This window comes from Duganella sp. GW821-FHT01E12, from assembly GCF_059422325.1.
In genome coordinates this window covers 94,722-120,554 of the sequence record NZ_JBWKWR010000014.1, presented here as the reverse complement: position 1 = coordinate 120,554, position 25,833 = coordinate 94,722, and the positions used below count along the sequence as shown (strand labels likewise).

Sequence of the window (25,833 nt, the reverse complement as noted above, 5' to 3'; positions counted from 1 at the left end):
GATTGTTTCGTTAACAGGAATAGCATTCCTTAACTTACGGAGTAATCGACATGACGACAGCAATCAGCGGCGCTTCAAGCGGCAGCACCCAGGCCACCACCTTCGATCCCGCGAAGGGGGCGGCCCGCTTCGCGGCCAAGGTGTTCAAGGACCTGGATGCCGACAAGGACGGTAAGGTCAACAAGGACGAATTCGTATCGGGGCTGGCGTCGAAGGGCGTATCGGCCGATGACGCCACCAAGCAGTTCGATGCGATCGATACGCAGAAGACCGGTTCGATCACCCAGTCCGACCTGGAGACCGCGATCAAGAGCGGTTCCTTCGCGCCACCGCGCCCCGGCGGCGGTGCGGGAGGCGCCGGCGGCCCGCAAGGCGGCCAGCATGCGGAAGGCGCGCGCGGCGCGGGCGGTGGTGGCGGCGGCGGTGCGGGTGGCGTCAGCAGCTCCGGCAAAACCTACGAAGCGGCCGACACCAACAAGGACGGCACGGTCTCCGCACAGGAGCAACTGGTCTACAGCATCGCCCATCCCGACAAAACCTCCGACGCCAGCAAAATCGGCAACAACGTCGACCAGTTGGCCTGATCGTCGCGATCGCGTCGATTGCGTTACACTCGCAGTTCTCTTTCATATGTCGGGAGTTCGCGATGTCGTTATCGATGCATCGGGTGTCGGTGCCCGTGTTTGTGCGTGGGTTGAAGGTGTTGTCGGAGTTGCTGAGTAAGGCGGAAGCCTATGTCGAGCAGCATGGCTCGGTGCCGGATGCGCTGATCTCCGCTCGGTTGGCGGACGATATGCTGCCGCTGTCGGCCCAGGTGCAGCGCGCCAGCGACACATCCAAATTATCCGTGGAGCGCCTGAGCGGCGTGCCCGCGCCCAAGTTTGAGGACAACGAAACCTCGTTCGCTCAATTGCAGCAGCGGATCACCGCCACCATCGCCTACCTGGACAGCGTCGCCGAAAGCGACTTCGCCGGCAGCGAGGCGCGCGCGATCAAACTTAATTTTGGTTCGTTCCAGCCGGAGTTCAACGGGGACGATTACTTGCTGACGTTCGCGTTGCCGAACTTCTTCTTCCACATCGCCACCGCCCACGACATCCTGCGCAACCAGGGCGTCCCGGTCGGCAAGCGCGATTACCTCGGCTCGTACGCTTAGCCGCGCACCAACCAGGTCGCCAGGGTGCCCGCCAGACCCAGCAAAACAACGGCGGCGCCCGCGACGGCAGGATGGAAACGCCGGGATACGGTAGGGATCTTTTGAATTGGCATGATGGGCTCCTTCTTGGCTGGATGTAACACTTGGGCCTAGAGTAGCTTGACAACAATTTCCAATCTATACATCCCGCTGTATCAAAAGTAAGCAACTGTAACGGAGCCCTTACCCCGCCTGGGGTCTGAGTTGTTTTTCTAACACAAAATTACTGTATTGCGATGGCCCGGAAGGCCCTATAATCGCTTAGTTTTTTTGCCCGTACATATCTCCCACAAGGATTACCTGTGAACCAAACGTTGGTCCAGAAACTGACCCGTACCAAGCCGGTCGATAACACAGTAGAAACTGCTCCTACCAGTAGCAACAGCCTGCACCGCTCCATAGGCTTGTTTCCCCTGACGATGATTGGTGTCGGCGCCACGATCGGCACCGGTATCTTCTTCACCATGGTGGAGGCCGTGCCGAAAGCGGGGCCTTCCGTGATCCTGTCCTTCCTGTTCGCCGCCATCACCGCCGGCCTGACCGCGCTGTGCTATGCCGAACTGTCGTTCCGCATCCCGGCGTCCGGCTCGTCGTACTCGTTCGCGTATGCGACCGTCGGCGAGTTCCTGGCCTTCATCATGGCGGCCTGCCTGCTGCTGGAATACGGGCTGGCGGCCAGCGCCACGGCGATCGGCTGGTCCGACTACCTGAACAACTTCCTCAACAATGCCTTCGGCTGGCACATCCCCGAGGCGCTGCGCTCGCCGATGATCGTCTCCACCCCCAAGGGCATGGAGATCCACGCCGGGCATATCAATCTGCCGCCCGTCATGCTGGTCGGCCTGTGCTGCCTGCTGCTGATACGCGGCACCAAGGAATCGGCCACCACCAACGCCATCATGGTGATGATCAAGCTGGCGATCCTGATCTTCTTCGTGGCGATCGCGTTCTCTGGCTTTGATATAAACAATTTCCACCCATTCTTCAGCCCGGACAACGGCGTCCACATCACCGGCATGACCGGCGTGACGGCCGCCGCGGCCACCGTGTTCTTCTCCTTCATCGGGCTGGACACCGTGGCCACCGCCGGCGAGGAAGTGCGCGACCCCAAGCGCAACGTGCCGATCGGCATCCTGGCGGCGCTGGGCATTGTGACCCTGTTCTACCTGCTGGTGGCCGTGGCCGCGATGGGCGCGCAGCCGGCTTACAAGTTCGCCGGGCAGGAAGCCGGCCTGGCCGTGATCCTGCAGAACGTGACCGGCAAGACCTGGCCGGCGCTGGTGCTGGCGGCGGGCGCGGTGATCTCGGTGTTCAGCGTGACGCTGGTGACGATCTACGGCCAGACCCGCATCCTGTACGCGATCTCGAAGGATGGCCTGATTTCCAAGTCGTTCCAGAAGGTGAATCCGCGCACGGCGTCGCCGGTGCATAACACGCTGATCGTCTGCGTCGTGGTCGGCCTGGTGGCCGGTTTCGTGGACGCGACCTTCCTGTGGGATATGGTCAGCATGGGCACGCTGACGGCCTTTATCGTGGTGTCGCTGGCGGTGCCGGTGATGCGCAAGAAGGAAAACGGCAAGGGCACCAAGGGCTTCCGCGTGCCGTTCGGCCCCTACGTGGTGCCGGGCCTGAGCATCTCCGCCTGCCTGTACCTGATGTTCGGCCTGTCGATGACGACCTACACCATCTTCATCATCTGGATGAGCGCTGCGGTGCTGACCTACTTCCTGTACGGCATGCGCAATTCGCGATTGAATCACGCCGCGTAAAACGGCGAGACGTAAAAAAGCCCCCATCGGCACTGACCGCGATCTTGAGCGCGGTCAGGCTGATGGGGGCTTTTTGCTTTTCTACGACGGCTTACGCTTCGTCTTTGCCTGGCTTGGCGCCCAGGTAGAGGCGCAGTACGAGGCCCGACAGGGCGATGGCGGCAGGCAGGTTTTCGATGATGGTCAGCATGGTGATCTCCAGGAAGTTAAATTCGGTGCAATTAGCCGCGCGAGGCCAGGAAGCGCAGTTCGGCGGACAGGTTAGGGGAATGACGTTCCCAGTCATTGGCCATGCTGTTCAGCAGCGCCGCGGAGGATGCCTTCTGGCGCGGCGACACAACTTCGTCCGCCGCAACGGCTGGACGTGGCTTGACGGCGAACAGTGCGGCAACCAGTTGGCGCGCTGCGGCGGCAACATTGCTGGCGTAGCCAGGGGTGGCGAAGTCGGTGTAAGTCAGGTTGTTCGATGCGCTCATGGCAAGCTCCTTTAAATGTTTGTTTGTTGCAGTGCAGTATGCGCGTCTTTCAGTAATAAGCAAACTTTTGATTTGTGATACTAGCCATAAGCATTCAATATAACTGGTGGTTTTCCCTATGAAGATTGCGTTCTCAAGAGTAACTTTTTAAGCCTGGATTTTTTTACGGCGGGGCGGCCATCAGGTATGATTACTGTCCAACTGGCAATAATTTGACGGAGCTCCGATGTCCCTGCGCACGAAATTCATGCTGGCCTTGCTGCTGACCGGATTGGCGGCGGTGGCGATGGTGGGTGGCCTGGCCTACGTGGGCATGACCAAGAAGGTCGACATCATCCGCCGCCAGCACGCCGCCGACACTTTTTACGAGGGCATGAGCGCTTACCTGCAAAAGTACGGCAGCTGGCAGGCCGCCGCCGGCAAGGAGTCGTTCGATGACTTCATGCACAGCCGGCGCGAGGCGCAGGGCAACCGTCCGCCGCCGCCGTCCGGGCAGGATGGCGAGGAGCGTCCGGGGCCGCCGCAGGGTGACGACCGTCCAGGACCGCCGCCGGGAGAGGAGCGCCAAGGTCCGCCTCAGGGCGATGCACCTCCGCGCCGCGACGACCGTCCGCCGCCGCCGCGTCGCGGCGGTGAGCCGCCGTATCACTTCATCGCGGCCGACCAGGATTACCGGGTGTTGCTGGGCGGCGGCGCGTACCGGCACGGCGAACTGCTGCCGGAATCGGCCCGCAAGGATGCGCGCGCCGTCATGGTGAACGGCCGGGTGGCCGCCTACATTTCGCCGGAGGGAGTGTTCACGCCCAGCAAACAGGAAATGCAATACATCGATGCGATGCGCGAGGCGCTGCTGGCCGGCGTGACCGCGGCGGCGGCGCTGGCGGTGCTGCTGGGCGTACTGTTAAGCCGGAGTCTGAGCCGCAAGCTCAGTCACCTGACCGGCGCGGTGCGCGCCATGCACGGCGGCTCGCTGCTGCAGCGGGTGCCGGTGGAGGGCAAGGATGAAGTGGCGGCGCTGGCCAGCGCCTTCAACGACATGAGCGAGCAGCTGGCCCGCTCGCACGAGGAGCTGAAGGAATCGCACCAGACCATACTGGCGCAAGCGGAGCAGATGCGCGAACTGAGCGTGCGCGACGCCCTGACCAAGCTGCACAACCGCCGCCATTTCGACGAACATGCGACCACGCTATTCAGCCACGCGGTGCGCCACAAGCGGCCATTGAGCGTGGTGATAGGCGATATTGATTTCTTCAAGCGCATCAACGACCAGTTCTCGCACGCCACCGGCGACGCGGTGCTGCGCCAGGTGGGCGAGATCCTGCGCAGCCATATGCGCCTGAGCGATCTGGTGGCGCGCTACGGCGGCGAGGAATTCGTGATCGCCTTCCCGGAGACCGAACTGCCGCAAGCCGCCGCGCTGTGCGACAAGCTGCGCAACCTGATCGAAGGCTTCCCGTGGCATGAGGTGCATCCGGACCTGAAGGTCACGATGAGCATGGGCGTGTACGCCGACCTGGCCGCAGGCACCGCCGAAGCGATGCTGCAAAAGGCCGACGCGCTGCTGTACCGCGCCAAGCAGACGGGCCGCAACCGGGTCTGCTTCGCCTAGCTGCTTATCATGGGTACACGAGGGGCTGAATTGCTTTTGCGATGGCCTTTCCGGCGGAAATCTCGGCGACGCGGAGATCATAGGCACTTTGCAAGTTCAACCAGCCTTGGGCTTCGCTGCCGAAATAGCGTTCCAGACGAAGGGCCGTATCAGCGCTCACGCCGCGTTCACCTTTCGTTATCTCGCTGAGACGAGAATAGGGAACATGCAGGGCCAACGCAACAGAACGCACGCTGACGCCCATAGGCTTGATGTAATCCTCCATCAGAATTTCGCCAGGGTGGACAGGACGCATGCCGTTTTTGAACATGATGGTACTCCGTTTGTGTTCGGGTTTCTACGCCGTCAATGTGGGTCTTCGATCAACACATCGTAGGGGCCATTCTCACCCCACTTAAAGCTAAGACGCCACTGATCGTTGATGCGTACATGCCAAGCGCCGTTGTACTCCTTCAGATCGTTACCTGGAGGGGCTTTCATAAAATTCACCGAGGGCGCCGCATCGAGCTGTGTGAGCTTACGTTCGGCTACGCTCTTGATATTTGCGAACCGGCGGCTCTTGCCCGTGGTGAAGAGGGCTTCTGTGTCATTGCAGGAAAACGATTGGATGGACATGTAAATGTTATCTGTTATCCGGTTAACAGTCAATCGACGCTAGCGATGGCTGCGGCTGCCCAGCCAGCGCCCGCCGAACATGGTGCAGATCAGCGAGGCGACGATCAGCGCGATGCCGGCCCACTGCCAGCCGGTGATGACGTCGCCCAGCGCGATCATGCCGGCGCTGATGCCGACCACCGGCACGCCAAGGCTGAACGGCGCCACGCGGTTGACCGGATGGCGCTTGAGCAAACGTGTCCACATGGCGTAGCCGAGGATGGTCGCCATCCAGCCCAGGTAGGCCGCCGAGATCCAGGTGTCCAACGGCGCGCTGGTCCAGCTCCAGCGCGTGGCCGGATCGTCGAAGGCCAGCGACAGGCCGATGAAGGGCAGTATCGGCACCAGGCTGCACCAGACCATGAATCCCACCACGTCGAACTGCGGCGTGGCCTGCTGCGCGCGGCGCACGACGATGTTCGACGCCGCCCACATCGCGGCGGCGGCCAGGCATAGCACGAAGCCGCCGGCGGTGGTGCCGCCCGCGTGGCCGGGCTGCACATAGTTCATGCCGAAGCACACCAGGCCCACGGCGGCCAGCAGCAGGCCCGCTTGCAGCTGGCGGCTGGCGCGTTCGTGCAGCAGAGCGAAACCAAAGAAGGCGGTGAAGAAGACTTGCGTTTGCAGGATCACGGAGGCCAGTGCGGCCGACATGCCGACCCGCAGCGACAGGAACAGCAGGCCGAATTGGCCGACGCCCTGGCACAAGCCGTAGGCGACGATCCATTTGACCGGCAGCTTGGGCGGGCGGATGAACAGGATCAGCGGCAGCACTGCGAAGACGTAGCGCGCGGCGCCCATCTGGAATGGTGTGAGGTTGCGCAGGCCGACCTTCATCGCGACGAAGTTGGTGCCCCAGATGAGAACTACGAACAGGGCGGAGATCAGGTCGCGGGTGCTGAAGGAGGACGGGGAAGATGCGCTCATCCCCCCATCTTAACAGGCCTGCGCCGGTGCTGCAGGCGCAGGGTCAGGCCACGTTGCGGACGATGGCTTCGCTGTGGACGATGATCTTGAGGGCGTCCGCCTGCAGCAGGCGGATGCGCCGCTGCACCAGCGGCCAGCCGGACCACGGCAAGCCGGCACCTTCGACTGCTGCCGGCGCGACGGCTGACGCGGTGGTGGGCGCCGCCGTCGGGGTAGCGCCAGCGGTTTGCGGCGCCAGCGCCTGCGCCAGCGTGCGCATGACCTGCTCGTGGCTCTCGCGCAGCATGGCGTTGACCGGCTCCGTCGGCAGCTCCTTCACATGGCGGCGCAGGATGGCGCGCAGCGCGGCCACGTGCGCCACCAGCAGGTAGTTCTGCACGATGAACTGGTTGATGTCCTCCACCGCGCGCTGCTTGCTGGTTGGCTCGTCGAGCATGCGCACCAGCGCGGAGCTGAGCGCGGCCAGGCTGTCCATCAGGCGCTTGCGCTCGATGCGGTAGGCGAAATCGTCCTTGCCTTTGCCCTGCAGCAGATCGAAGCTGGCCTCCATGTAGCGCAGATTCACGTCCAGCACCTCGCGGATCAGGCGGGGCAGGGTCTGGTATTCCCAGGTGGCCAGCACGAAGCTGAACGCGGTCGCCACCGCCGCGCCGATGAAGGTGTCGATCAGGCGCTCGACGATCAGGTCGTGGTTGCCGGGCGCGATCAGGTGCATCTGCAGCAGGATCATGATGCTGACCGCGATCGCCGCGTAGCGGTAGCGGATGTAGATGAAGGTCGGCGTGGCCACCGTCGATAAAATCAGGAAGCCGAGGATCGCCGCCGGATAGTTCAGGTACTTGATGATCAGCGCCGTGATCACGCAGCCGATGATGGTGCCGACGATGCGGTCGCTGCGGCGCTGCTTGGTCATGCTGAAGCTGGGCTTGAGGATGATGACGATGGTGAGCACGATCCAGTAGCTGTGCGCCGCATACGGCAGCCACGCGGCCACCGCCAGGCCGACCGAGATCGCCATCGCCACCCGCAGCGAGAAGCGGAAGATCGGCGAATCGAAACGCAGGTGCGACAGGATCATGCGCAGCTCGTACTTCTGCTGCGACAGGAAGGGGCCCATATCGGCGTCGACCCAGAACGGCGTGGTGTCGGAGACCTTCTGGCTGGCCTGGTGCAGCTCTCCGATCATCTTGATGATGGCGCGCACCTTGTTGCGCTGCGCGCGCAGCACGGCCAGCGCCTCCTGTGCCGGCTTGCCCTCGTCCACGCGCCGCTGCAGGGCCGCCAGCTCCGCCTCGATGGCGGCCAGTTCCGGCTCGTAGCTGATCTCCGGGTAGGACGCCTTCTTGCGCGTGACGTCGTAGGCCACCGACTCGATATCGCGCGCCGCCTTGTAGGCCAGGTCGTGCAGCGTCTTGAGCACCGGCGAATCGGCCAGGTGCACGCGCAGCTGCGCGTAGTCGGTGTGGGTGGACAGCACCAGCTCATACAGGTCCAGCATGCAGACGTGGGTCTGCACGACGATGGCGTCCTTGCTGTTCTGGTGGCTGCGCAGTATCAGGTCGCGCGCGGCCTGCTGGCGGTCGGCCAGCAGGCTTTGATGGCGTACCAGCTTGTTGAATTGCTCGGTGAGGTTGTAGCGCGTGTCGTAGAAGTCGGCCTTGATGTCGATGTAGGCCGCCAGTTCGAACAGCGCCTCGGCCAGCACCTGCTGCTTGATGCGGTGGCGCAGTATCCACGAGATGCCCATCGCGTACGCCAGGTAGGCCACCGCGCCCAGCGTGAACAGGCCGGTGTGGATGAAGGACTCGCGCGCCGTCATGTCGTGTTCCATCGACATGGTCATGATGAACAGCGTGGCCAGTTGCAGCGGCATCGACTTCTTGCCGTAGACGACCATCATGCAGGCCAGGAAGCTGATCGCCACCAGCATCGTCATGAGCAGCCAGTGCACCGGCGCGCATAGGCTGATCAGCAGCGTGACGGCGCTGCACAGCAGCACCGAGGCGCTCATCTCGTTAAACTTGTGGCGCAGTGGACTGGGCATGTCCATCAGCGCGGTGCAGAGCGCGCCGATGCAGACCGTCATGGCGGTGGCCAGGTCGGCGAATTGCAGCGTGATCAGGGTGACGCCGACCAGGCCCGCTGCGAAGCGCAGGCCCAGATAAAAGTAATGGCTGTAGAAAAAGGTGCGCAGGTTCAGTGCGTAATGCATGGCTATGGCCTTGTGGGCAGCTAGCATGCGCGCGGGCGGGATCGCCGCCGCGCGCATGGGGTGATGCTGGTTGTTGCGGTATTTTTTTAGAGGACGGACAGCACCGGGTAGCGGCGCCATTCCGGCTCCGCGTGGCGCTTGCCGTTTTCGAAGATGAAGCCGAGGACTTTGTCCTGGCTGGTCAGCAGCGCCGGATTGGCGGCCTTCCATTGTTCGAATTTCGCCTTCAGTTCAGGCTCGGTTTCCAGCATCTCCAGCGCCAGGTCTTCGAACACGTAGTCGGAGTAGGCTTCTTTTTTCTCCAGCACGCTGTTGAAGAAACCCCAGCGGAAGAAGGAGTCGTGGCCTTGCGGTTCCAGCGTCTCGACGGCGTAGCGGGCGTTGGCCTGCTTGAGCGGGATGAAGTAGTCGCCCGGCTGCACGGTGAAGCTGCCGGTGCGCGCTTCCAGTTCCACCACGTCGTGGTACATATGGCCTTCGTAGGCCTGCGGGCGCGAGGTGACGGAGGCGATGTGGTAGTACTGCGCCTCGACGGTGGAGGCTTCGTCGAAGCGCGCCATCTCCACGCCGTTCCACTGCAGGCGCTCGATGACTTCGCGCCAGGCTTGCGGCACCACGTAGCCTTTCGGCGCACGCACGGTGGCCGACGGCACGAAGCTGTTGTAGTAGGCGATGTCCTTTTCCCATGGCTGGCTGCGGTCGTAGGACAGGCGGATGTAGTCGCCCAGCAGGCTAGGGCTGCGCTTGGCCGCGTAACCCTTGAAGCGGAAGGTCGACGGATGCGCTTCGTCCATCTTCCAGCTCACGGTCCATTCCTTGGCGTTGGCGGCCTGCTCGCGGGCGTCGGCGCGCAGCTCCTGGATCTGCTCACCGTGGGTGACGGTGAAGGCCATCGTCACGTCCAGCAGCGCGCGCATCGATTCGTAGCGGTCCTTGAAGGGCTTGAGCATGTGCGTCTCGGGCATGAAGCCGATCACGTGGTGCAGGGCCGCGAAGCCGGTCGAGAAGCGCGGCACTTCCAGGAACTCGGCGATGCCGTCGTCCGGCGTGTCCTGCACCGGATTGACGTAGGGGCAGGTCGGCCAGCCTTTCGCCTCCATCTGCGCGTAGATGTGCGGCAGCATGGTCTCGCGCAGGAAGGGACCGAGGCCGTAGCCCAGCTTGTCCGCCTGCGTGTGGATCAGCGTCATCGTGTACGGATAGTCGGCGCCGTTGGAGGTGTGGGTGTCCACCATCACGTCCGGGTCCCAGCTGGTGACGAGCTGGTTGAACAGCTGCGCGTTGAGCGTGTCGCACTTGATGAAGTCGCGGTTGAGGTCCAGGTGGCGGCTGTTGCCACGGAAGCCGAACTGCTCCGGCCCGTCCTGGTTGACGCGCGAAGTGTTGGCGCGGTTGAGCGCGCCATCGACGTTGTACAGCGGGACGAACAGCAGCACGGTCTTGCCCAGCGCGGCCAGGCGGGCCGGATCGAAGCACAGGTCGCGCACGATGGCCATGCAGGCGTCCACGCCTTCGGGTTCGCCGGGGTGGATGCCGTTGTTGTTGAAGAAGACGGTGCGGCCTTCGGCCTTGATTTGCGCGCGGTCGAACACGCCGTCCGCGCTGACTACGCCCGCATGCACCGGGATGCCGCCGTCGGACGTGCCGATCTGCTCGAAACGCAGTACCTGCGGGAAGCGTTGCGCCAGCTCCTGGTAGAAGGCGATGCACTCGCTCCACAGGGTGGTCTGGTTTTGATTGCCTTGTTCGTAAGGCGTGGGCATGTCTGGGTGCATGGCAGTCTGGATCTCAGAGGGAGTTGGGGGAGGGCACGCCGCGCTTGGTAAGCATTGCAACGCGCTGCCGAGGCCGGAATTGTATCATTCGTGCCCGATTTTTGAGCGGCGCCAGCCCGGTCTGGCGCGCGTATTGAGTTGCTTCAAGAAAACCTTGTGCGGCCGGTGGTCTACTGGAGAACTGGAATATTGGCCGGGAGGGAGCGATGGGCAAACGTTACGGATGGCGCGCGGCGATCGTGATGGCGCTGCTGGCGCTGGGGTGCAAGGTGGGGCTGGCGCAGATCGGGCCGCGCTATGTGATCGAGCTGGAGGGCGCGGCGCAGGCGGCGCCCACCGCGCCGGGACGGGTGCGGCTGGCGGGCAAGGGCCTGGCGCTGATCCACTTCCAGGGGCTGACCATCCTGACGGTGGGCGCCGATGCCGACGCCTACAGCGCCGAGGCGGCGCGCCAGTGGCCGGCGGCCGACCTGCTGCTGGTGACGCCGGCCAGCGCCGGCCACTACGGCGGGGTGGCGCCGCTGGCCTCGCTGGGCAAGCTGCCGGTGATCGTGGTGGAGCCGGTGGCCGCCGGGCTGGCGTCGGCCAAGTCGGTGTTGCAGCCGCCGCGCTTCTATCCGATGCAGACCTGGGACACGCTGCATCTGCGCAAGGGCAAGACGCGGCTGCGCGTGACGGCGCTGCCCGGCCCGCCGGGCTCGGTGAACGTGGCGGGCTTCATGCTGGAGGTGGGCAACAGCTGGGCCTCGTACCGGCTGTACGTCAGTTGCGAGCCGGTGGGGCCGGACGCGGCTGGCGTGCTGGCCCAGCGGCTGCCGGGCGCCGACCTGGCGCTGCTGCCCGACCGCAATGCGCCGCTGCTGCTGGCGCTGCAACGCGCTGCGCCAGCGGCGGCCACGGCCGCTGCCAGGCCGGCCGCGCTGACCGAGGCCGGCCACGTCTTCAAGGCGATCAGGCGCTGATCAGGCCTTGGCGTTGGTGTCCACCCAGGCGGCGAAGGCGTGCATGAATTTTTGCAGGAACTCCCGGGTGCTGTCGTTGTTCAACTTGCCGTCGTCGCCGAGCAGCTTGGCGGCGCCGCCGATGTAGGCTTCCGGCTGCTGCAGCAGCGGCATGTCGAGGAACACCATGGACTGGCGCAGGTGGTGGTTGGAGCCGAAGCCGCCCGTCGCGCCCGGCGACACGCTGACGATGGCGGCCGGCTTGCCGCTCCAGATGCTGCTGCCGTAGGGGCGCGAGCCGACGTCGATGGCGTTCTTCAGCGGCGCCGGCACCGAGCGGTTGTATTCCGGCGTGACGAACAGCACGGCCTGCGCGGCCTGCATGCGCTGGCGGAACTGGGTCCACGTCTGCGGCGCGGTGGCGCCGTTTTCTTCCAGATCCTGGTTGTACAGCGGCAGTTCGCCGATCTCGACGATCTCCAGCTGCAACGACGGCGGCGCCAGCGCGATCAGCTCGTGGGCGAACTTGCGGTTGAGCGAATCCTTGCGCAGGCTGCCGATCACTACGGCGACTTTTTTAGCGGCCATGACTTCTCCTGAAGACGGTTGTGGGGAGTTCCGTATTCAGTGTACTACTCCTTACGGCTTCACGTCGCCAGGTCCAGTCGAGACTTATTCAATGGCCTGATCGCTGCCAGTTTTTTTGAATCTTGCCGCACCAGCCACAGATCGAGAGCCTCCTGCATGCGTAGCCAACTTTCCGGAGAGGTATTGAGCAGCGTCGCTATCCGCACGGCCATTTCGGGCGACATTGCGCGCTTCTCATGAACGAGTTCGGAAATGCTTAAACGGCTGACACCAATTAGTTCGGCTAATTCCGTTTGCGTCATTTTTAGTGACGGCAGTATATCTTCTCGCAGCACAGCGCCGGGATGCGTTGGGCGCCGGTTAGGGTTACGCAGCGACTTCATTAATGATAATCCTCCAAATCCACGTCCACCGCATTTTCACCATCGAACTTGAATGTGATGCGCCAGTTGCCGGAAACTGAGACGGCATAGGTATCCTTGCGTTCACCCTTGAGTTGATGAAATTTTGACCCAGGAATATTCATATCTTCTGGTTTGATACAGCTATCCAAGCGGTCAAGCAAGCGCTCGATTCTGGGGGCGAATCCCGCAGGGATACCTCGATGGTCGCCATCGGAGAAAAATTTCCGCAGCCCTTTATGACGTATTGAAATGATCAATTGGTGCCATCCTTGGAATTGCAGTGTAATCCTCCGCATAGCAAAGTCAAGCGCCGCAATCCATGAAAAAAACCACGCCGCGTTGCCGGGGCGTGGTTTTCTTGACGACGCGGGAAGGCTTATTCCGCGTGCATTTCCTTGAGCAGGTTGTCGGCATGGTCGACGTGCTTCATGTTCCACAGGATGTAGCGCAGGTCGACCTGGATGTCGCGGGTGTTGGCCTTGTTGAAGTCCCAGTCCGAGATGATGGAGTCGAGCGTGCCGTCGAAGGCCAGGCCGATCCACTCGCCTTTTGCGTTCAGCGCGGCCGAGCCGGAGTTGCCGCCGGTGATGTCCAGCGTGGCCAGGTAGGCGACCGGCACCGATTTCAGTTTCGGATCGACGTACTTGCCGAAGTCCTTGGCCTTGATCGCGGCCAGCTGGGCCTTCGGTGCGTTGAACTCGCCCACGCCGGTGGCCTTGGCTGCCACGCCTTCGACCGTGGTGAAGGCCTTCCAGGTGGTGCCGTCGGCGCCGTGGTCGCGGCCGGCGATCTGGCCGAAGGTCACGCGCAGGGTGCTGTTGGCGTCAGGGTAGACCGCCTGGCCCTTGCTCTGCATGAAGGCGATCTTGGCCTTCATGTAGTTGGCGTAGGCTTGCTGCAGCTTGCCGCCCAGTTCTTCCTCGTCGGCTTCGTCTTTCATGTCCATGTCGTACATGGCGACGGCGGTCTTGATGAAGGCGTCGTTGCTGGCCTTGAACTCTGCCGGCGTCTTGCCGATCCAGCTGGTGCGCTCGGCGGCGTCGCCCAGCTTGCTGCCGGCGTACATCGTGTCCAGCACCGCTTGCAGGTCGGCCTTGCCCATGCCGTCCTTGATGCCGAAGATGGCGTCGAAGCTGGCGTTGCGCTGGGCCGCCGGCTGGGCCGCGTATTTCGACAGGCTGTTGATCACCAGCGCCTTATCGACCTTTTCATCGTAGTTGCGCACCAGCGCAGCGACCGACGATTTGATGCGCGGCACGTCGCGGACCTGGAAGCCGGACTTGCGTTCGGCGTCGGGCTTGGTGTTCTCGTTGGCCAGGCGGTACAGCATGCGCGCGGTGTTGAGCAGGCGCGGCTTGGACGAGGACAGGAAGTAGTCGCGCTTGGTTTCGGCGTCGCGCTGGGCGATCAGTTTTTCCACCAGCTCGATGTCGCCGGCGTACTCGGCCTTGCGGGCCGGGTTGGCGTTGATCCAGGTCTTCAGCGCCTCGTGCTCGGCGGTTTTACGCTGCAGCATATCGCTGCCGGCGTAGGAGTCCAGCATGCCCTGGCGGTTCTTGTAGTAGTTGTTGATGCCGGCGACCTGCGACGCGTATTTGAGCGCGGTGTCCTTGTTGTCCTTGGTGGCGTCGGCGATGATGGCCAGGTTTTCCGCCGAGGTCTTGACGAAGGCCGGGTAGCTCCAGTCGAAGGTGTAGGCCACTTCCGACGGCAGGCGGTGGCGGTTGGTGCGGCCGGGGTAGCCCAGCACCATGACGAAGTCGCCTTCCTTCACGCCTTCCTTGGCCAGCTTCAGGTAGTGTTGCGGAAGGTAGGGGACGTTGTCCTTGCTGAAGTCGGCGGCCTTGCCGTCCTTGCTGACGTAGGCGCGGTAGAAGCCGTAGTCGCCGGTGTGGCGCGGCCACATCCAGTTGTCGGTGTCGCCGCCGAACTTGCCGACGCCGGCCGGCGGTGCATGCACCAGGCGCACGTCGCGGATCTCCAGTTGCTTGATCAGGTAGTACTCCAGGCCGCCGTAGTAGGACGACACGGTGCAGCGGTGGCCCTCGTCCTTTTCGCACTCGGCCTGGATGGCCTTCTGGTTCTTCTCGATCGCGTCGCTGCGCTTCTTGCCGCTCAGTTTGGCGACATCGGCGGTGACCACCTGCTTGCTAACGTTGGTGACGGCCTTGGTCACGAAGATGCGGCTGCCCGGGGCGGCCGGCAGTTCCTCGGCGAAGCTGTGGGCCAGGAAGCCATTGGCCAGCAGGTCGCGTTCCGGCGTGGAGTTGTGCGCCACGCTGCCGTAGACGCAGTGGTGGTTGGTGGCGACCAGGCCCTGCGGCGACACGAAGGAGGCCGAGCAGCCGCCCAGGCTGACGATGGCGCCCATTGGGAACTCGGTCAGTTTGGTCAGGTTGGCGGGGTCGAGTTTCAGGCCGGCGGCCTTCAATTGCTTGGCTACTTGTGGCAGCTGCTGCGGCATCCACATGCCTTCGTCGGCGTGGGCTGCGGTGCTCAGGATGGCGAGCGCGATCAGTGATTTATGCATTTTTGTCGTTGTTGAAGTGGTGGTAAAGGGAACAACGACGGGAGTATAGCAACAAAAAATGGGGTCAAGTCTGACATTCGGACACGAGCTCTTCCGTAGCGCGGGCGCTACGGAAGAGCTCGTGTCCGAATGTCAGACTTGACCCCAAAATTTACGAAAGTTAATCGGCCTTGATGGCTTCGATCTGGATCGCCAGCTTGACTTCCGGGGCGAAGGCCGGGGTGCCGTAGTTCAGGCCGAAATCGGTGCGCTTGAACTCGGCCACGGCGTTGGCGCCGCACACCTCGCGCTTGTAGCGCGGGTGCATGATGCAGTTGAACTTGTCCACCTTCAGCGACACCGGCTTGGTCACGCCCAGCAAGGTCAGCTCGCCATCCACGCCGACCAGCTTGTCACCGTCGAACTTGAACGACTTGCTCTTGTAGGTGATGGTCGGGAATTTCTCGACGTTGAACATGTCGGCCGTCTTGGCGTGGCTGTTCATCTTGTCCATGCCGAAGTCGATCGAGTCGGCGGCGATGGCGATGTCCAGCGCGCCCGTCTTGGCGGCGCGGTCCATCGTCACCGTGCCGCTGGTCTTGTCGAACTTGCCGCGCCAGACCGACAGGCCCATGTGGTCGGCCTCGAAGCTCGGGTAGGTGTGCGTCGGGTCGATGTTGTAGGTGGCGGCGATGGCGGACGTGGCCGAGGCGGCCAGCAGGGTGGCGATCAGGATTTGCAGTTTCATTTAACGGTCTCCGAATTTATTGGGCTACGACGTGGAACTTGATGGTCACTTCATCGGCCACCATGCCGGTGTCCTTCCATTCGCCTTCGCCGATGTTGTAGGCCAGGCGCTTGATCGGCAGCGCGCCTTCAAACACTTGCTTGCCGCCGTCGGCCTTGACCGTCAGCGGGAAGCTGATGTCGGCGGTTTTGCCCTTGATGGTCAGCTTGCCGGTGACGTTGAGCTTGCCCGCGCCGACGCTCTTGATCGCGGTCGAGACGAAGGTCGCTTTCGGGAACTGGGCCGAGTTGAACCATTCCTTCTTCGCCACTTCCTTGTTCATGTCGGCGTCGCCCACGTCCAGGCTGGCGGTCTCGACTTCGACGGTGGCCTTGGAGGCGTCCGGCTTGGCCGCGTCGTAGTCGATGGCGACGGTGTATTTCTTGAACTTGGATTCGACCGGCACGTTCATCTGCTTGAACACGGCCGAGACGGTGGACTTGGCTGGATCGGTCTTGAGCGCGGCGGCGCTGGCGGCCAGGGCGATACCCATCAGCGTGACGAGGGCGAGTTTTTTCATGGTTTTCATAGGGGCTCCGGTGATGTGGGGGGATTACGGCAGCATGCGTTTGAGCGTGGCGTCGCGGTCGATGAAGTGATGCTTGAGTGCGGCAAGCGCGTGCGCCACGACGGCGGCGGCCATCGTCATGGTCAGAACGTAATGGACGGTTTTTAAGATCGGCTTAAGCTCGGCGTTCGGCTCGATGACGGCCGGCAGCTGGAACAGGCCCAGGTACACCACCGGCACGCCGGCCGCATACGAGTACAGGTAGCCGGAAATGGGCACGGCGAAGATGAAGAAGTACAGCAGGTAGTGCATGCCGTCGGCGACCTTGTGCTGCCACGCCGGGATGCTGGCCAGCGGCGGCGGCGGGGTATTGGCCTTGCGCCACAGCAGGCGGATGGCGGCCACGCCCAGCACCGTCACGCCCAGCCATTTGTGCCAGGAATAGTACTTGAGCTTGGTGGGCGTGATGCCGTGGATGTCCACCATGGTCAGGCCGAGGAAGAAGGCGGCGATGATCAGCAGGGCGGTCAGCCAGTGCAGCAACATGGCCGTTTTGGTATAGCGTTGCATTCGTTGCTCCCGGATAATTGGTACGTGTTAGGACTAAATATACCAAAGAATTCTAAAGCCTGCTTGAAACATGAAAATTCCATGATCACTTGATCACTCTCCTTTTTGCAAGCGGATATTGACAATTCCACCTGTCTCGTCGGCAGGAGTCCGGAGTGATCAACATGGCTTTACTCGGCATTATTCGACGCTGGCACCTTCGTGATCAGATCCCAATTCGAGAAATCACTAGGCGACTGGATATCTCTCGCGATACCCTCCGACGCATCTGCGATCGGAAACCATTGAGCCCTCCTATGCGGAGCGGCGATCGACGAGCGGATTAGACAAATACTCGGTGCAGTTATCGGGCTGGCTCAAGGCCGAAACGACTAAGCCCCGTAAGCAGCGACGCAATTTGAAGCAGATCCATGAGGACCTGAAGGAGCTGGGCTATGAAGGGTCATACGACCGCGTGGCAGCATTTGCCAGGCAGTGGAAGGCGGGTCAATCAGACTGGGGCAATTCTTCGAGCAAACGAACAGTAGAAGTTCCCAGTGGAGTAACTTACTGAACGCAGCGGAGGATGGCATGAAGAAATTTAGCTATGAAATATTAATTATCGTAGCTTGGTGTTGGGGGAATGGCGCCTACGGCGAAGAGGTATGGTATCCCGGCGGCCAGAAAATAGTCCTGACGACTGCAGAAAAGCTTCACCGCAGCATGAGCAATGCTGTAGTTGTTGCGGAAGGGAGCTTTTTTGATACGCAACCGGATCGCCCTTTGGAAGTTTTGGATGAAACAACGGGGATGTGTGACCTGGAATTTCATATTGCGCGTAGGCTCGACTCAAAGGGCGTTACGGTCGCCCCCAGAGTTCGGATGAAACTCGTTGTATATCGCCCTCTGCCGGGATCGTCTTCAACTGTGGACGATGCAACGCTTGCCCAAAGCCGCAATGCAGAGCGCGCCATTAACGGCAATGTTGTCGTATTTGATGATTATCTGAAGACGCTGGCTAGCATACGTAGCTCACTGCTTAAGAGCGCGAATTACCGAAAAGAATTCTTCCTCGTGCCGATCACTGTCGGCGGGTTGGATAGTTCTTATCGTGTAGCAGACGTTGTCGTGCAACTTCGAAAAAAATACCTTGTTTTCTTCATGCGCAATATTTTGAAAACTGACGGAGCACCATTGTTTTCGACCGACTTGGATATTTACGACGCTGATGAGCCTGAAGTCACCGCAGTGCTGAAATCCCTTAAGAACTGATCATGTTACTAAGACCACCTTGGTAGCGCCATTGCACAGCTGACTGTGACGGGAACCATGATTGATGGTAATCCATCCGGCGTTTCATGGGGCATGAGTTCCGAGTGCCACAATGGGAGCGGTGTGACGATCTCGTTAGCCCCCGGAACTTGCGTCGCGGGGGCTCGGTGTCAGCTTAGATCGCCTTGGCCAGCTGGGTGGCGATGCCGATGTAGTTGGCCGGGGTCATGGCCAGCAGCAGGTCCTTGGCGTCCTGCGGAATCGCCAGGCCGGTGATGAAGTCGCGCAGCGCGTCCTTCGAGATGCCTTTGCCGCGCGTCAGCTCTTTCAGCTGCTCGTACGGATTCTCGATGCCGTAGCGGCGCATCACGGTCTGCACCGGCTCGGCCAGCACTTCCCAGTTGGCGTCCAGGTCGGCGGCCAGGCGGGCGTGGTTCACTTCCAGCTTGTTCAGGCCGCGCAGGCAGCTGTCGTAGGCCAGCAAGGTGTAGCCCAGGCCGACGCCGATGTTGCGCAGCACGGTCGAATCGGTCAGGTCGCGCTGCATGCGCGAGACCGGCAGCTTCTCCGACAGGTGCTTGAGCACGGCGTTGGCCAGGCCCAGGTTGCCTTCGGAGTTTTCGAAGTCGATCGGGTTGACCTTGTGCGGCATCGTCGACGAACCGATTTCGCCGGCCTTGGTCTTCTGCTTGAAGTAGCCCAGCGAGACGTAGCTCCAGATGTCGCGGTTCAGGTCCAGCAGGATGGTGTTGACGCGGGCGAAGGCGTCGAACAGCTCGGCCATGTAGTCGTGCGGCTCGATCTGGATGGTGTACGGATTGAACACCAGGCCCAGGCGCTGCTCGATGACGTTCTTGGAGAACGAAGCCCAGTCGAACGATGGATAAGCCGACAGGTGGGCGTTGTAGTTGCCGACCGCGCCGTTCATCTTGCCCAGGATCTCGACCTGCTCGATGCGCTTGATGGCGCGCTGCAGACGGGCCACGACGTTGGCCATTTCCTTGCCCAGGGTGGTCGGGCTGGCGGTCTGGCCGTGGGTGCGCGAGAGCATCGGCACGTCGGCGTTGTCGATCGCGATTTCCTTCAGGCGCGCGATGACCTTGTTCAGCGACGGTAGCATGACGCTGTCGCGGGCCGCCTTGAGCATCATGCCGTGCGAGGTGTTGTTGATGTCTTCCGAGGTGCAGGCGAAGTGGATGAACTCCGACGCGGCCACCAGTTCCGGCACGTCCTTGACCTGCTCCTTCAGCCAGTACTCCACGGCCTTGACGTCGTGGTTGGTGACGGCTTCGATTTCCTTGATGCGGGCCGCGTCTTTCTCGGTGAACTCGTTGGCGATCTTGTCCAGCAGGGCTGTGCCCGCGGCCGAGAACGGCTTGATTTCAGCGAAACCGGCCAGCGACAGCGCTTGCAGCCAGGAGATTTCTACTTTGACGCGGTGGTGCATGAAGCCCGATTCGGACAGGATGGGACGCAGCAGGTCGGTTTTACCGGCGTAGCGGCCGTCCAGCGGCGACAGCGCCGACAGCGTGGAGTAAGGAGTAGTGGTCATGATGGGAAGGAGGCAGGGTTAAAATTGCGCAAAGGTAGATTTTACCATTGGCCGGCCCTCAGGCCTCCGATGTTATACTGTTGTCTGATCTTCCACTCTAAGCCTCTATGAAACTCATCGGTTCCCTCGCCAGTCCTTATGTCCGCAAAGTTCGTGTCGTCCTGGCGGAAAAGAAGCTGGATTACCAGTTCGAATTGGAAAATGTGTGGGCCCCGGACACCACCATCGACAAGCTGAACCCGCTCGGCAAGGTGCCCAGCCTGATCATGGAAGACGGCACCGTCATGATCGATTCGCGCGTCATGGTCGAGTACCTTGATACGCTGACGCCGGTCTGCAAGCTGCTGCCGCCCAACGGCCGCGACCGCGCTGACATCAAGTGCTGGGAAGCGCTGGCCGACGGCATGCTGGACGCGGCCATCATCGTGCGCCTGGAGCGCACCCAGCGGCCGCCGGAACTGCAGAGCGAGGCATGGATGGCGCGCCAGATGCGCAAGGTGCAGCTGGGCCTGGCGTCGCTGTCGGAAAAGCTGGGCGAGTCGCCTTACTGCGCCGGCATCCATTACTCGCTGGCCGACGTGGCGGTCGGCTGCACGCTGGGCTGGCTGTCGTTCCGCTTCCCGGAAATCACCTGGCGCGACGACCACCCCAACCTGGCCCGCCTGTTCGACAAGCTGTCCGAACGCCAGTCGTTCAAGGACACGGTCCCCCAGTAAGCCATGCCCAAGACCACGCCGCCCGACGCGGACAACTCCGCCCAGCAGCGGCGCCTGCAGATGGCCGACATCGCGCGGCTGGCCGGCGTGTCGACGTCGACGGTGTCGCGCGCGCTGGCCGGCAGCAAGCTGGTGAGCGAGGAGACGCGGGTGCGCATCATGGAGCTGGCGCGCTCGCTCAAGTACACCATCAACATCGGCGCGCAGAACCTGCGCATGAAGCAGAACCGCACCGTCGGTGTGGTGATCCCGTACGACTCGGCCACGCGCCAGCACCTGTCCGACCCGTTCTTCCTGTCGATGCTGGGCAGCCTGGCCGACGCGCTTACCGAACTCGGTTTCGACATGCTGGTCTCGCGCGTGGACGCCGAGGAGCTCGATGCGGCCGCCGCGCCGTTCGACACGGGCCGCGTGATCGGCATCATCCTGATTGGCCAGTGGCGCCACCATGAACAACTGAACCAGCTGGCCGCGCGCCATGTGCCCATCGTGGTGTGGGGCGCGCAGCTGCCGCAGCAGCTGTACTGCACCGTCGGCGGCGACAACGTCACCGGCGGCGAGCTGGCGGCCGCGCACCTGATCGCGCAGGGCCGCAAGCACATCGCCTTCTTCGGCGATATCAACCTGCCCGAGGTGGGCCAGCGCTACGAGGGCCAGTGCCGCGCGCTGCGCAAGGCCGGCATGAAAGTCGATCCGGCGCTGCAGGTGTCGGTGTCCTTCCTGCCGGAGGGCGGCCGGGAGGCGGTGCAGGAACTGCTGCGCCGTGGCGTGCCGTTCGACGCGGTGTTCGCCGGCAGCGACCTGATGGCCATGACCTCGATTAACACGCTGCGCCAGCACGGCTACGAGGTGCCGCGCCAGATCGCCGTGGTCGGCTACGACGATATCGAGCTGGCCGGCTACTTCCATCCGCCGCTGACCACCGTGCAGCAACCGATACGCGAGGCCGGCCGGGCGCTGGTGTCCCAGCTGCTGGAGCTGGTCGACGGCCGTCCGGCGCCTTCTCTGCAAATCCCTACCCAGTTGATCGTTCGCAACAGTTCTGTCTGATTTGTGCAACCGATTGCATAAGCTCCCCAGTGAGAGCGGTAAATATATTTTTGCACCGTTATGCAATCGATTGCATTAAATCGAAAACCGAGGAATAATGGCGTACCTGCTCAATTAAACGGCAGATCAAAACGACAATATCTGGAGACGACAATGGAACAACGCACATTCAAAATGGGCGGCATCGCTGCCGCTGTTGCAACGGCTGTCCTGCACATGGGTAGCGCCTCGGCCCAGCAGGCCGCCCCGGCCGATGGCCTGAACATGGAGCGCGTGGTCGTCACCGGCACCTCCGGCGGTTCCACCAAAATGAAGACCAGCGTGTCGATCAGCACCCTCGAAGGCGACACCATCAAGAACAGCGCGCCGTTGAGCGCGGCCGAGGTGCTGCGCTCGGTGCCGGGCGTGCGCTCGGAATCGTCGGGCGGCGAGGGCAACGCCAACATCACCGTGCGCGGCGTGCCGATTTCGGCCGGCGGCGCGCGCTACGTGCAGATCCAGGAAGACGGCCTGCCGGTGCTGCAATCGGGCGACTTCAACTTCATCACGCCGGACAGCTTCGTCAAGATCGACGGCACGCTGGACCACCTGGAAGTGGTGCGCGGCGGTTCGGCGTCCACGCTGGCGACCAACGCGCCGGGCGGCATCATCAACTTCATCACCAAGACCGGCGAGGAAAAGGGCGGCCATGTCGGCATCAGCCACGGCCTGGGCTACGACGAGACCCGCCTGGACTTCGACTACGGCGCGCCGATCTCGGACAAGACGCGCTTCTTCATCGGCGGGAACTACCGCACCGGCGAGGGCGTGCGCAACACCGGCATGAGCACCGAGGACGGCGGCCAGATTCGCGGCAACCTGACGCATGATCTGGACAACGGCTTTATCCGCGTGTCGTTCAAGCACGTGGACGACAAGTCGCCGACCGCGCTGCCGGTGCCGGTGCAGGTGGTGAACCAGCAGATCCAGGAAATCCCCGGCATCGATCCGCGCAAGGTGACGTTCTACTCGCCGTACTGGGTGCGCGATGTCACGCTGGGCAAGAACAATACGCCGGTATCGACCAACGTCAACGACGGCCTGAAAGTGAAGAGCGACACCATTGGCCTGGAAGGCTCGTTCGACCTGGGCGACGGCTGGAACCTGAGCGACAAGTTCCGCACCGCCAGCAACAGCGGGCGCTTCACCGGCGTCTTCGCGGCCAACAACGGCAAGGTGGGCAGCTATGTGTTCGCCACGGGACCGAACAAGGGCCAGGCCTACAACGGCCGCGCCTTCTCCGCCGTGGTGTTCAACACCTCGATCGACGATGCGGGCAATACGCTCAACGACACCAAGCTGGCCAAGACCTTCAAGCTGGCCGACGGCTCCAAGCTGACCACCACCGCCGGCTTGTACCTGTCGACACAGAAGCTGGCGCTGACCTGGAACTTCAACGAGTACCTGATGCAGGCCAGCGGCGACAAGCCCGCGCTGCTGCAGACGTCCAGCGCCACGCCAGGCCTGGTCGGCCCGGCCTTCGGCGGCTGCTGCTCGCGCGCGGTCGACATGGAATACAAACTGACCTCGCCCTACCTGAACGTGGGCTATGAAACCGGCCCGCTGAACATCGACGCCAGCGTGCGCCAGGACCGCCAGCGCGCCAGCGGCACGGCCAACATCGCGACCATGAGCGGCGGCGCGCTGCGCTACGATCCGGCCACGCAGCAGCTGGTGGACTACAAGATCAACCACAACTCGTACTCGGTCGGCGGCAACTACCGCATCACCAGCAGCCTGGCGGCGTTTGCCCGCGTGAGCGACGGCGTGGCCTTCAATGCGGATCGCATCCTGTTCGGCACTCCGCTGGACGGCAGCGCGCCGATCAACATCAACACCGTCAAGCAGATCGAAGGCGGCGTGAAGTGGCGCAGCGGCGGCGTGAGCACCTTCGTGACGCTGTTCCAGGCCAAGACCGATGAGAGCAACTACGAGGCTACCACGCAGCGCAGCACCTCCAACAGGTACGACGCCAAGGGCGTGGAGCTGGAAGGCGCGTATGCGCTGAACGATTTCCGCGTCACCGGCGGCATGACCTACACCGACGCCAAGATCACCGGCACCGCGCCCGGCGACGTGGCGGTGATCGGCAACACGCCGCGCCGCCAGGCCAAGGTGGTGTACCAGATCGCGCCGACCTACACCTTCGGCCAGGCCACCGTCGGCGCCAGCGTGATCGGCACCGGCAAGTCGTGGGGCGACGATGCGCACACCATCGTGCTGCCGGCGTATCAGGTGGTGAATGCCTTCGTCAATTATCGCGTGACGGAGAAGGCCACCCTGGCGCTGAGCGTGAATAACCTGTTCAACAAGATCGGCTACACCGAAGTCGAAGGCGACGGCCATGCCGCCCGCTCCATCTCCGGCCGCGCCGCCAAAGTCAGCTTGTCTTACGCCTTCTAACTATGCCTTCTAATGTAATGCCGAACCGCCTGCTGGCGGTTCTTCCCGACGATCTGCGGCCGCAGGCTGCGCAGCGGCTGGCGGCGGCGGAGCCGGTGCTGCGCCGGCTGCTGGCCGGCCTGTATGGCGGGCGCGCCGATTTCGATGCGTGGCTGGGAAACCTGATGGAGTCGCTGGGCGCGCTGTACTCGGCGCGCCCGCCGGAACTGCGGGCGCTCGATGCGCAACGCGCCGCGCAGCCGGAGTGGTTCCTCAGCCAGCGCATGCTGGGCTACTGCGCCTACGTGCAGAACTTCGGCGGCGATTTGAGCGGCGTGGCGGCGCGCATCCCGTATCTGCGGGAGCTGGGCGTCAGCTATCTTCACCTGCTGCCGTTCCTGCGTCCGCGCGCGGGCGAGAACGACGGCGGTTTCGCCGTCGCCAGTTTCGACGAAGTCGATCCCGCGCTGGGCAGCAATGCCGACCTGGATGCGCTGACCACGCAGCTGCGCGCGGCCGGCATCAGCCTGTGCTCGGACTTCATCCTGAACCACGTGGCCGACGATCACGCTTGGGCGCAGGCGGCCAAGGCCGGCGACGCCGAGGCGCGCGCGATGTTCCATGTGTTCCCCGACCGCGATATGCCGGATCGCCACGAGCGCACGCTGGGCCAGGTGTTTCCGCAGGTCGCGCCGGGCAATTTCAGTTTTGTCGATGCGCTCGACGGCTGGGTGTGGACCACGTTCTACCCGTATCAGTGGGACCTGAACTACGCCAACCCGGCGGTGTTCGCGGAGATGGCCGCCGCGCTGCTGCGCCTGGCCAATCGCGGCATCGAAGTGTTCCGCCTCGATTCCACCGCCTTCCTGTGGAAGCGCGAGGGCAGCAACAGCATGAACCAGCCGGAGGCGCACCAGCTGCTGCAAGCCTTGCGGGCGATAGTCGATATCGTCGCGCCGGGCGTGCTGCTGAAGGCTGAAGCCATTGTGCCGACGCGCGAGCTGCCGGCCTACCTGGGCAGCGCGGCGGCGCCCGAGTGCCACATCGCCTATCACAGCAGCCTGATGGCGGCCGGCTGGGTGGCGCTGGCGGAGCAGGGCACCGGCGTGCTGCGCGAAGTGATACGCAACACGCCCGCGCTGCCGGCCGCCGCGACGTGGCTCAGCTACGTGCGCTGCCACGACGACATCGGCTGGAACGTGCTGCGTGCGGAGGCATCGGCCGACGGCAGCGATAGCGCGGCCAGGCTGGCTAGCGTGGCGCGCTTCTTCGCCGGCGCGGAGGGCAGCTACGCCATCGGCGCCGCCTTCCAGAGCACCGACCCGAACGCGGCGCACGGCAGCAACGGCATGGCCGCGTCGCTGACCGGCCTGCAGTCGGCCTGCAGCGACGAGGAACGCGCGCTGGCGCTGCGCCGCATGCTGCTGCTGCATGGCCTGGCCCTGAGCTTCGGCGCGCTGCCGGTGCTGTACATGGGCGACGAGCTGGCGATGGAGAACGATTACAGCTATCTGCAGCGTCCGCAGCACGCGATGGACAGCCGCTGGCTGCAACGGCCGGTGTTCGATCAGCAGCGCTGGAAACACCGCTACGATGTATCCACCGTGCCGGGCATGATGCATCAGGCGCTGGCGAGGCTGGTGCGCATACGCGGCCGGCACGACGCGCTGGCGGCCAACGCGCCCCGCACGCTGCTGGCCGATGCGCCGGACGGCATGCTGGCGCTGGCGCGCGGCGAGCGCTTCCTGACGCTGATGAACTTCTCCGGCCAGCCGCAAAGCTATGCGCTGCAAGGCGCGTGGCGCGATTGCGTGGCGGAGCGGGCGGCGGGCCCGGACGGCGCACTGGTGCTGGAACCGTATGCGATGTATTGGCTGGAACGCGAATAATATAGAATCGCCCAAGCAGGGCGTGGAGAC

Annotated in this window: 25 protein-coding genes; 11 read left to right on the top strand and 14 right to left on the bottom strand. The window is 63.1% G+C overall.

Going from position 1 to position 25,833, the window contains the following annotated elements; genetic code table 11:
- The first annotated feature begins 50 nt into the window (after positions 1-50).
- From AC07WS_RS27575 to AC07WS_RS27565, 3 genes are all read left to right on the top strand, one after another.
- Positions 51-584, top strand: coding sequence for an EF-hand domain-containing protein (locus AC07WS_RS27575; protein WP_494732143.1), 534 nt, complete (start codon positions 51-53; stop codon positions 582-584).
- A gap of 62 nt (positions 585-646) precedes the next feature.
- The gene (locus AC07WS_RS27570) at positions 647-1,156 is read left to right on the top strand and encodes a DUF1993 domain-containing protein (protein ID WP_494732142.1); all 510 of its coding nucleotides are present in this window, start codon (positions 647-649) and stop codon (positions 1,154-1,156) included.
- A gap of 341 nt (positions 1,157-1,497) precedes the next feature.
- Complete coding sequence (locus tag AC07WS_RS27565; RefSeq protein WP_494732141.1) at positions 1,498-2,964, top strand: APC family permease; 1,467 nt, start codon at positions 1,498-1,500, stop codon at positions 2,962-2,964.
- Between the two features lie 221 nt (positions 2,965-3,185).
- Here AC07WS_RS27565 and AC07WS_RS27560 read toward each other — a convergent pair whose 3' ends face one another.
- Positions 3,186-3,440: a hypothetical protein gene (locus AC07WS_RS27560; RefSeq protein WP_494732140.1), complete on the bottom strand. Its 255-nt coding sequence runs from the start codon at positions 3,438-3,440 to the stop codon at positions 3,186-3,188.
- A 226-nt stretch (positions 3,441-3,666) separates the two neighbouring features.
- On the opposite strand from AC07WS_RS27560, the gene AC07WS_RS27555 reads away from it, so the two are divergent.
- On the top strand, positions 3,667-5,049 hold the full coding sequence (locus AC07WS_RS27555) for a diguanylate cyclase (RefSeq protein ID WP_494732139.1): 1,383 nt from the start codon (positions 3,667-3,669) through the stop codon (positions 5,047-5,049).
- A 7-nt stretch (positions 5,050-5,056) separates the two neighbouring features.
- Here AC07WS_RS27555 and AC07WS_RS27550 read toward each other — a convergent pair whose 3' ends face one another.
- The 5 genes from AC07WS_RS27550 to AC07WS_RS27530 all read right to left on the bottom strand — a co-directional run bounded on the left by AC07WS_RS27550 (position 5,057) and on the right by AC07WS_RS27530 (position 10,617).
- Entirely contained in the window at positions 5,057-5,359 is a 303-nt protein-coding gene (locus AC07WS_RS27550; RefSeq protein ID WP_494732138.1) for a HigA family addiction module antitoxin, read from the bottom strand.
- Between the two features lie 35 nt (positions 5,360-5,394).
- A complete protein-coding gene (locus AC07WS_RS27545; protein WP_494732137.1) occupies positions 5,395-5,664 on the bottom strand; it encodes a type II toxin-antitoxin system RelE/ParE family toxin in 270 nt (89 codons plus the stop codon).
- Between the two features lie 39 nt (positions 5,665-5,703).
- Positions 5,704-6,630 (bottom strand): EamA family transporter, encoded by a 927-nt coding sequence (locus AC07WS_RS27540; RefSeq protein WP_494732136.1) that lies wholly within the window; start codon positions 6,628-6,630, stop codon positions 5,704-5,706.
- A gap of 43 nt (positions 6,631-6,673) precedes the next feature.
- Positions 6,674-8,842: an FUSC family protein gene (locus tag AC07WS_RS27535; RefSeq protein ID WP_494732135.1), complete on the bottom strand. Its 2,169-nt coding sequence runs from the start codon at positions 8,840-8,842 to the stop codon at positions 6,674-6,676.
- Between the two features lie 86 nt (positions 8,843-8,928).
- Positions 8,929-10,617, bottom strand: coding sequence for a M14 family zinc carboxypeptidase (locus AC07WS_RS27530; protein WP_494732134.1), 1,689 nt, complete (start codon positions 10,615-10,617; stop codon positions 8,929-8,931).
- A gap of 206 nt (positions 10,618-10,823) precedes the next feature.
- Between AC07WS_RS27530 and AC07WS_RS27525 the strand changes: the two genes are divergently transcribed.
- On the top strand, positions 10,824-11,579 hold the full coding sequence (locus AC07WS_RS27525) for an MBL fold metallo-hydrolase (RefSeq protein ID WP_494732133.1): 756 nt from the start codon (positions 10,824-10,826) through the stop codon (positions 11,577-11,579).
- On the opposite strand, the gene AC07WS_RS27520 is transcribed toward AC07WS_RS27525, so the two are convergent.
- From AC07WS_RS27520 to AC07WS_RS27490, 7 genes are all read right to left on the bottom strand, one after another.
- Positions 11,580-12,146, bottom strand: coding sequence for an NADPH-dependent FMN reductase (locus tag AC07WS_RS27520; RefSeq protein ID WP_494732132.1), 567 nt, complete (start codon positions 12,144-12,146; stop codon positions 11,580-11,582).
- 59 nt (positions 12,147-12,205) lie between these two features.
- A complete protein-coding gene (locus AC07WS_RS27515) occupies positions 12,206-12,529 on the bottom strand; it encodes a HigA family addiction module antitoxin (RefSeq protein WP_494732131.1) in 324 nt (107 codons plus the stop codon).
- Entirely contained in the window at positions 12,529-12,807 is a 279-nt protein-coding gene (locus AC07WS_RS27510; RefSeq protein ID WP_494732130.1) for a type II toxin-antitoxin system RelE/ParE family toxin, read from the bottom strand. The genes AC07WS_RS27515 and AC07WS_RS27510 overlap by 1 nt, the downstream gene beginning before the upstream one ends.
- A 119-nt stretch (positions 12,808-12,926) precedes the next feature.
- A complete protein-coding gene (locus AC07WS_RS27505) occupies positions 12,927-15,080 on the bottom strand; it encodes a S46 family peptidase (protein ID WP_494732129.1) in 2,154 nt (717 codons plus the stop codon).
- A 160-nt stretch (positions 15,081-15,240) separates the two neighbouring features.
- The gene (locus AC07WS_RS27500) at positions 15,241-15,807 is read right to left on the bottom strand and encodes a YceI family protein (protein ID WP_161099409.1); all 567 of its coding nucleotides are present in this window, start codon (positions 15,805-15,807) and stop codon (positions 15,241-15,243) included.
- Between the two features lie 16 nt (positions 15,808-15,823).
- Positions 15,824-16,375, bottom strand: coding sequence for a YceI family protein (locus AC07WS_RS27495; protein WP_494732128.1), 552 nt, complete (start codon positions 16,373-16,375; stop codon positions 15,824-15,826).
- Positions 16,376-16,399: 24 nt separating this feature from the next.
- Positions 16,400-16,924 carry a cytochrome b gene (locus AC07WS_RS27490; protein WP_117014158.1) on the bottom strand — a complete coding sequence of 175 codons (525 nt, stop codon included), beginning with the start codon at positions 16,922-16,924 and terminating at the stop codon, positions 16,400-16,402.
- Positions 16,925-17,261: 337 nt separating this feature from the next.
- On the opposite strand from AC07WS_RS27490, the gene AC07WS_RS27485 reads away from it, so the two are divergent.
- Positions 17,262-17,477 carry a hypothetical protein gene (locus AC07WS_RS27485; protein ID WP_494732127.1) on the top strand — a complete coding sequence of 72 codons (216 nt, stop codon included), beginning with the start codon at positions 17,262-17,264 and terminating at the stop codon, positions 17,475-17,477.
- Between the two features lie 17 nt (positions 17,478-17,494).
- Entirely contained in the window at positions 17,495-18,175 is a 681-nt protein-coding gene (locus tag AC07WS_RS27480) for a hypothetical protein (RefSeq protein WP_494732126.1), read from the top strand.
- A gap of 175 nt (positions 18,176-18,350) precedes the next feature.
- Here AC07WS_RS27480 and purB read toward each other — a convergent pair whose 3' ends face one another.
- Positions 18,351-19,727, bottom strand: coding sequence for an adenylosuccinate lyase (gene purB, locus AC07WS_RS27475; protein ID WP_494732125.1), 1,377 nt, complete (start codon positions 19,725-19,727; stop codon positions 18,351-18,353).
- A gap of 107 nt (positions 19,728-19,834) precedes the next feature.
- On the opposite strand from purB, the gene AC07WS_RS27470 reads away from it, so the two are divergent.
- The 4 genes from AC07WS_RS27470 to AC07WS_RS27455 all read left to right on the top strand — a co-directional run bounded on the left by AC07WS_RS27470 (position 19,835) and on the right by AC07WS_RS27455 (position 25,803).
- Positions 19,835-20,443, top strand: a complete 609-nt coding sequence (locus tag AC07WS_RS27470; RefSeq protein ID WP_494732124.1) for a glutathione S-transferase N-terminal domain-containing protein — start codon at positions 19,835-19,837, stop codon at positions 20,441-20,443.
- A 3-nt stretch (positions 20,444-20,446) separates the two neighbouring features.
- The gene (locus AC07WS_RS27465; protein WP_494732123.1) at positions 20,447-21,493 is read left to right on the top strand and encodes a LacI family DNA-binding transcriptional regulator; all 1,047 of its coding nucleotides are present in this window, start codon (positions 20,447-20,449) and stop codon (positions 21,491-21,493) included.
- Positions 21,494-21,646: 153 nt separating this feature from the next.
- Complete coding sequence (locus AC07WS_RS27460; RefSeq protein ID WP_494732122.1) at positions 21,647-23,935, top strand: TonB-dependent receptor; 2,289 nt, start codon at positions 21,647-21,649, stop codon at positions 23,933-23,935.
- 2 nt (positions 23,936-23,937) lie between these two features.
- Positions 23,938-25,803, top strand: coding sequence for an alpha-amylase family protein (locus AC07WS_RS27455; RefSeq protein ID WP_494732121.1), 1,866 nt, complete (start codon positions 23,938-23,940; stop codon positions 25,801-25,803).
- Positions 25,804-25,833 lie beyond the last annotated feature (30 nt).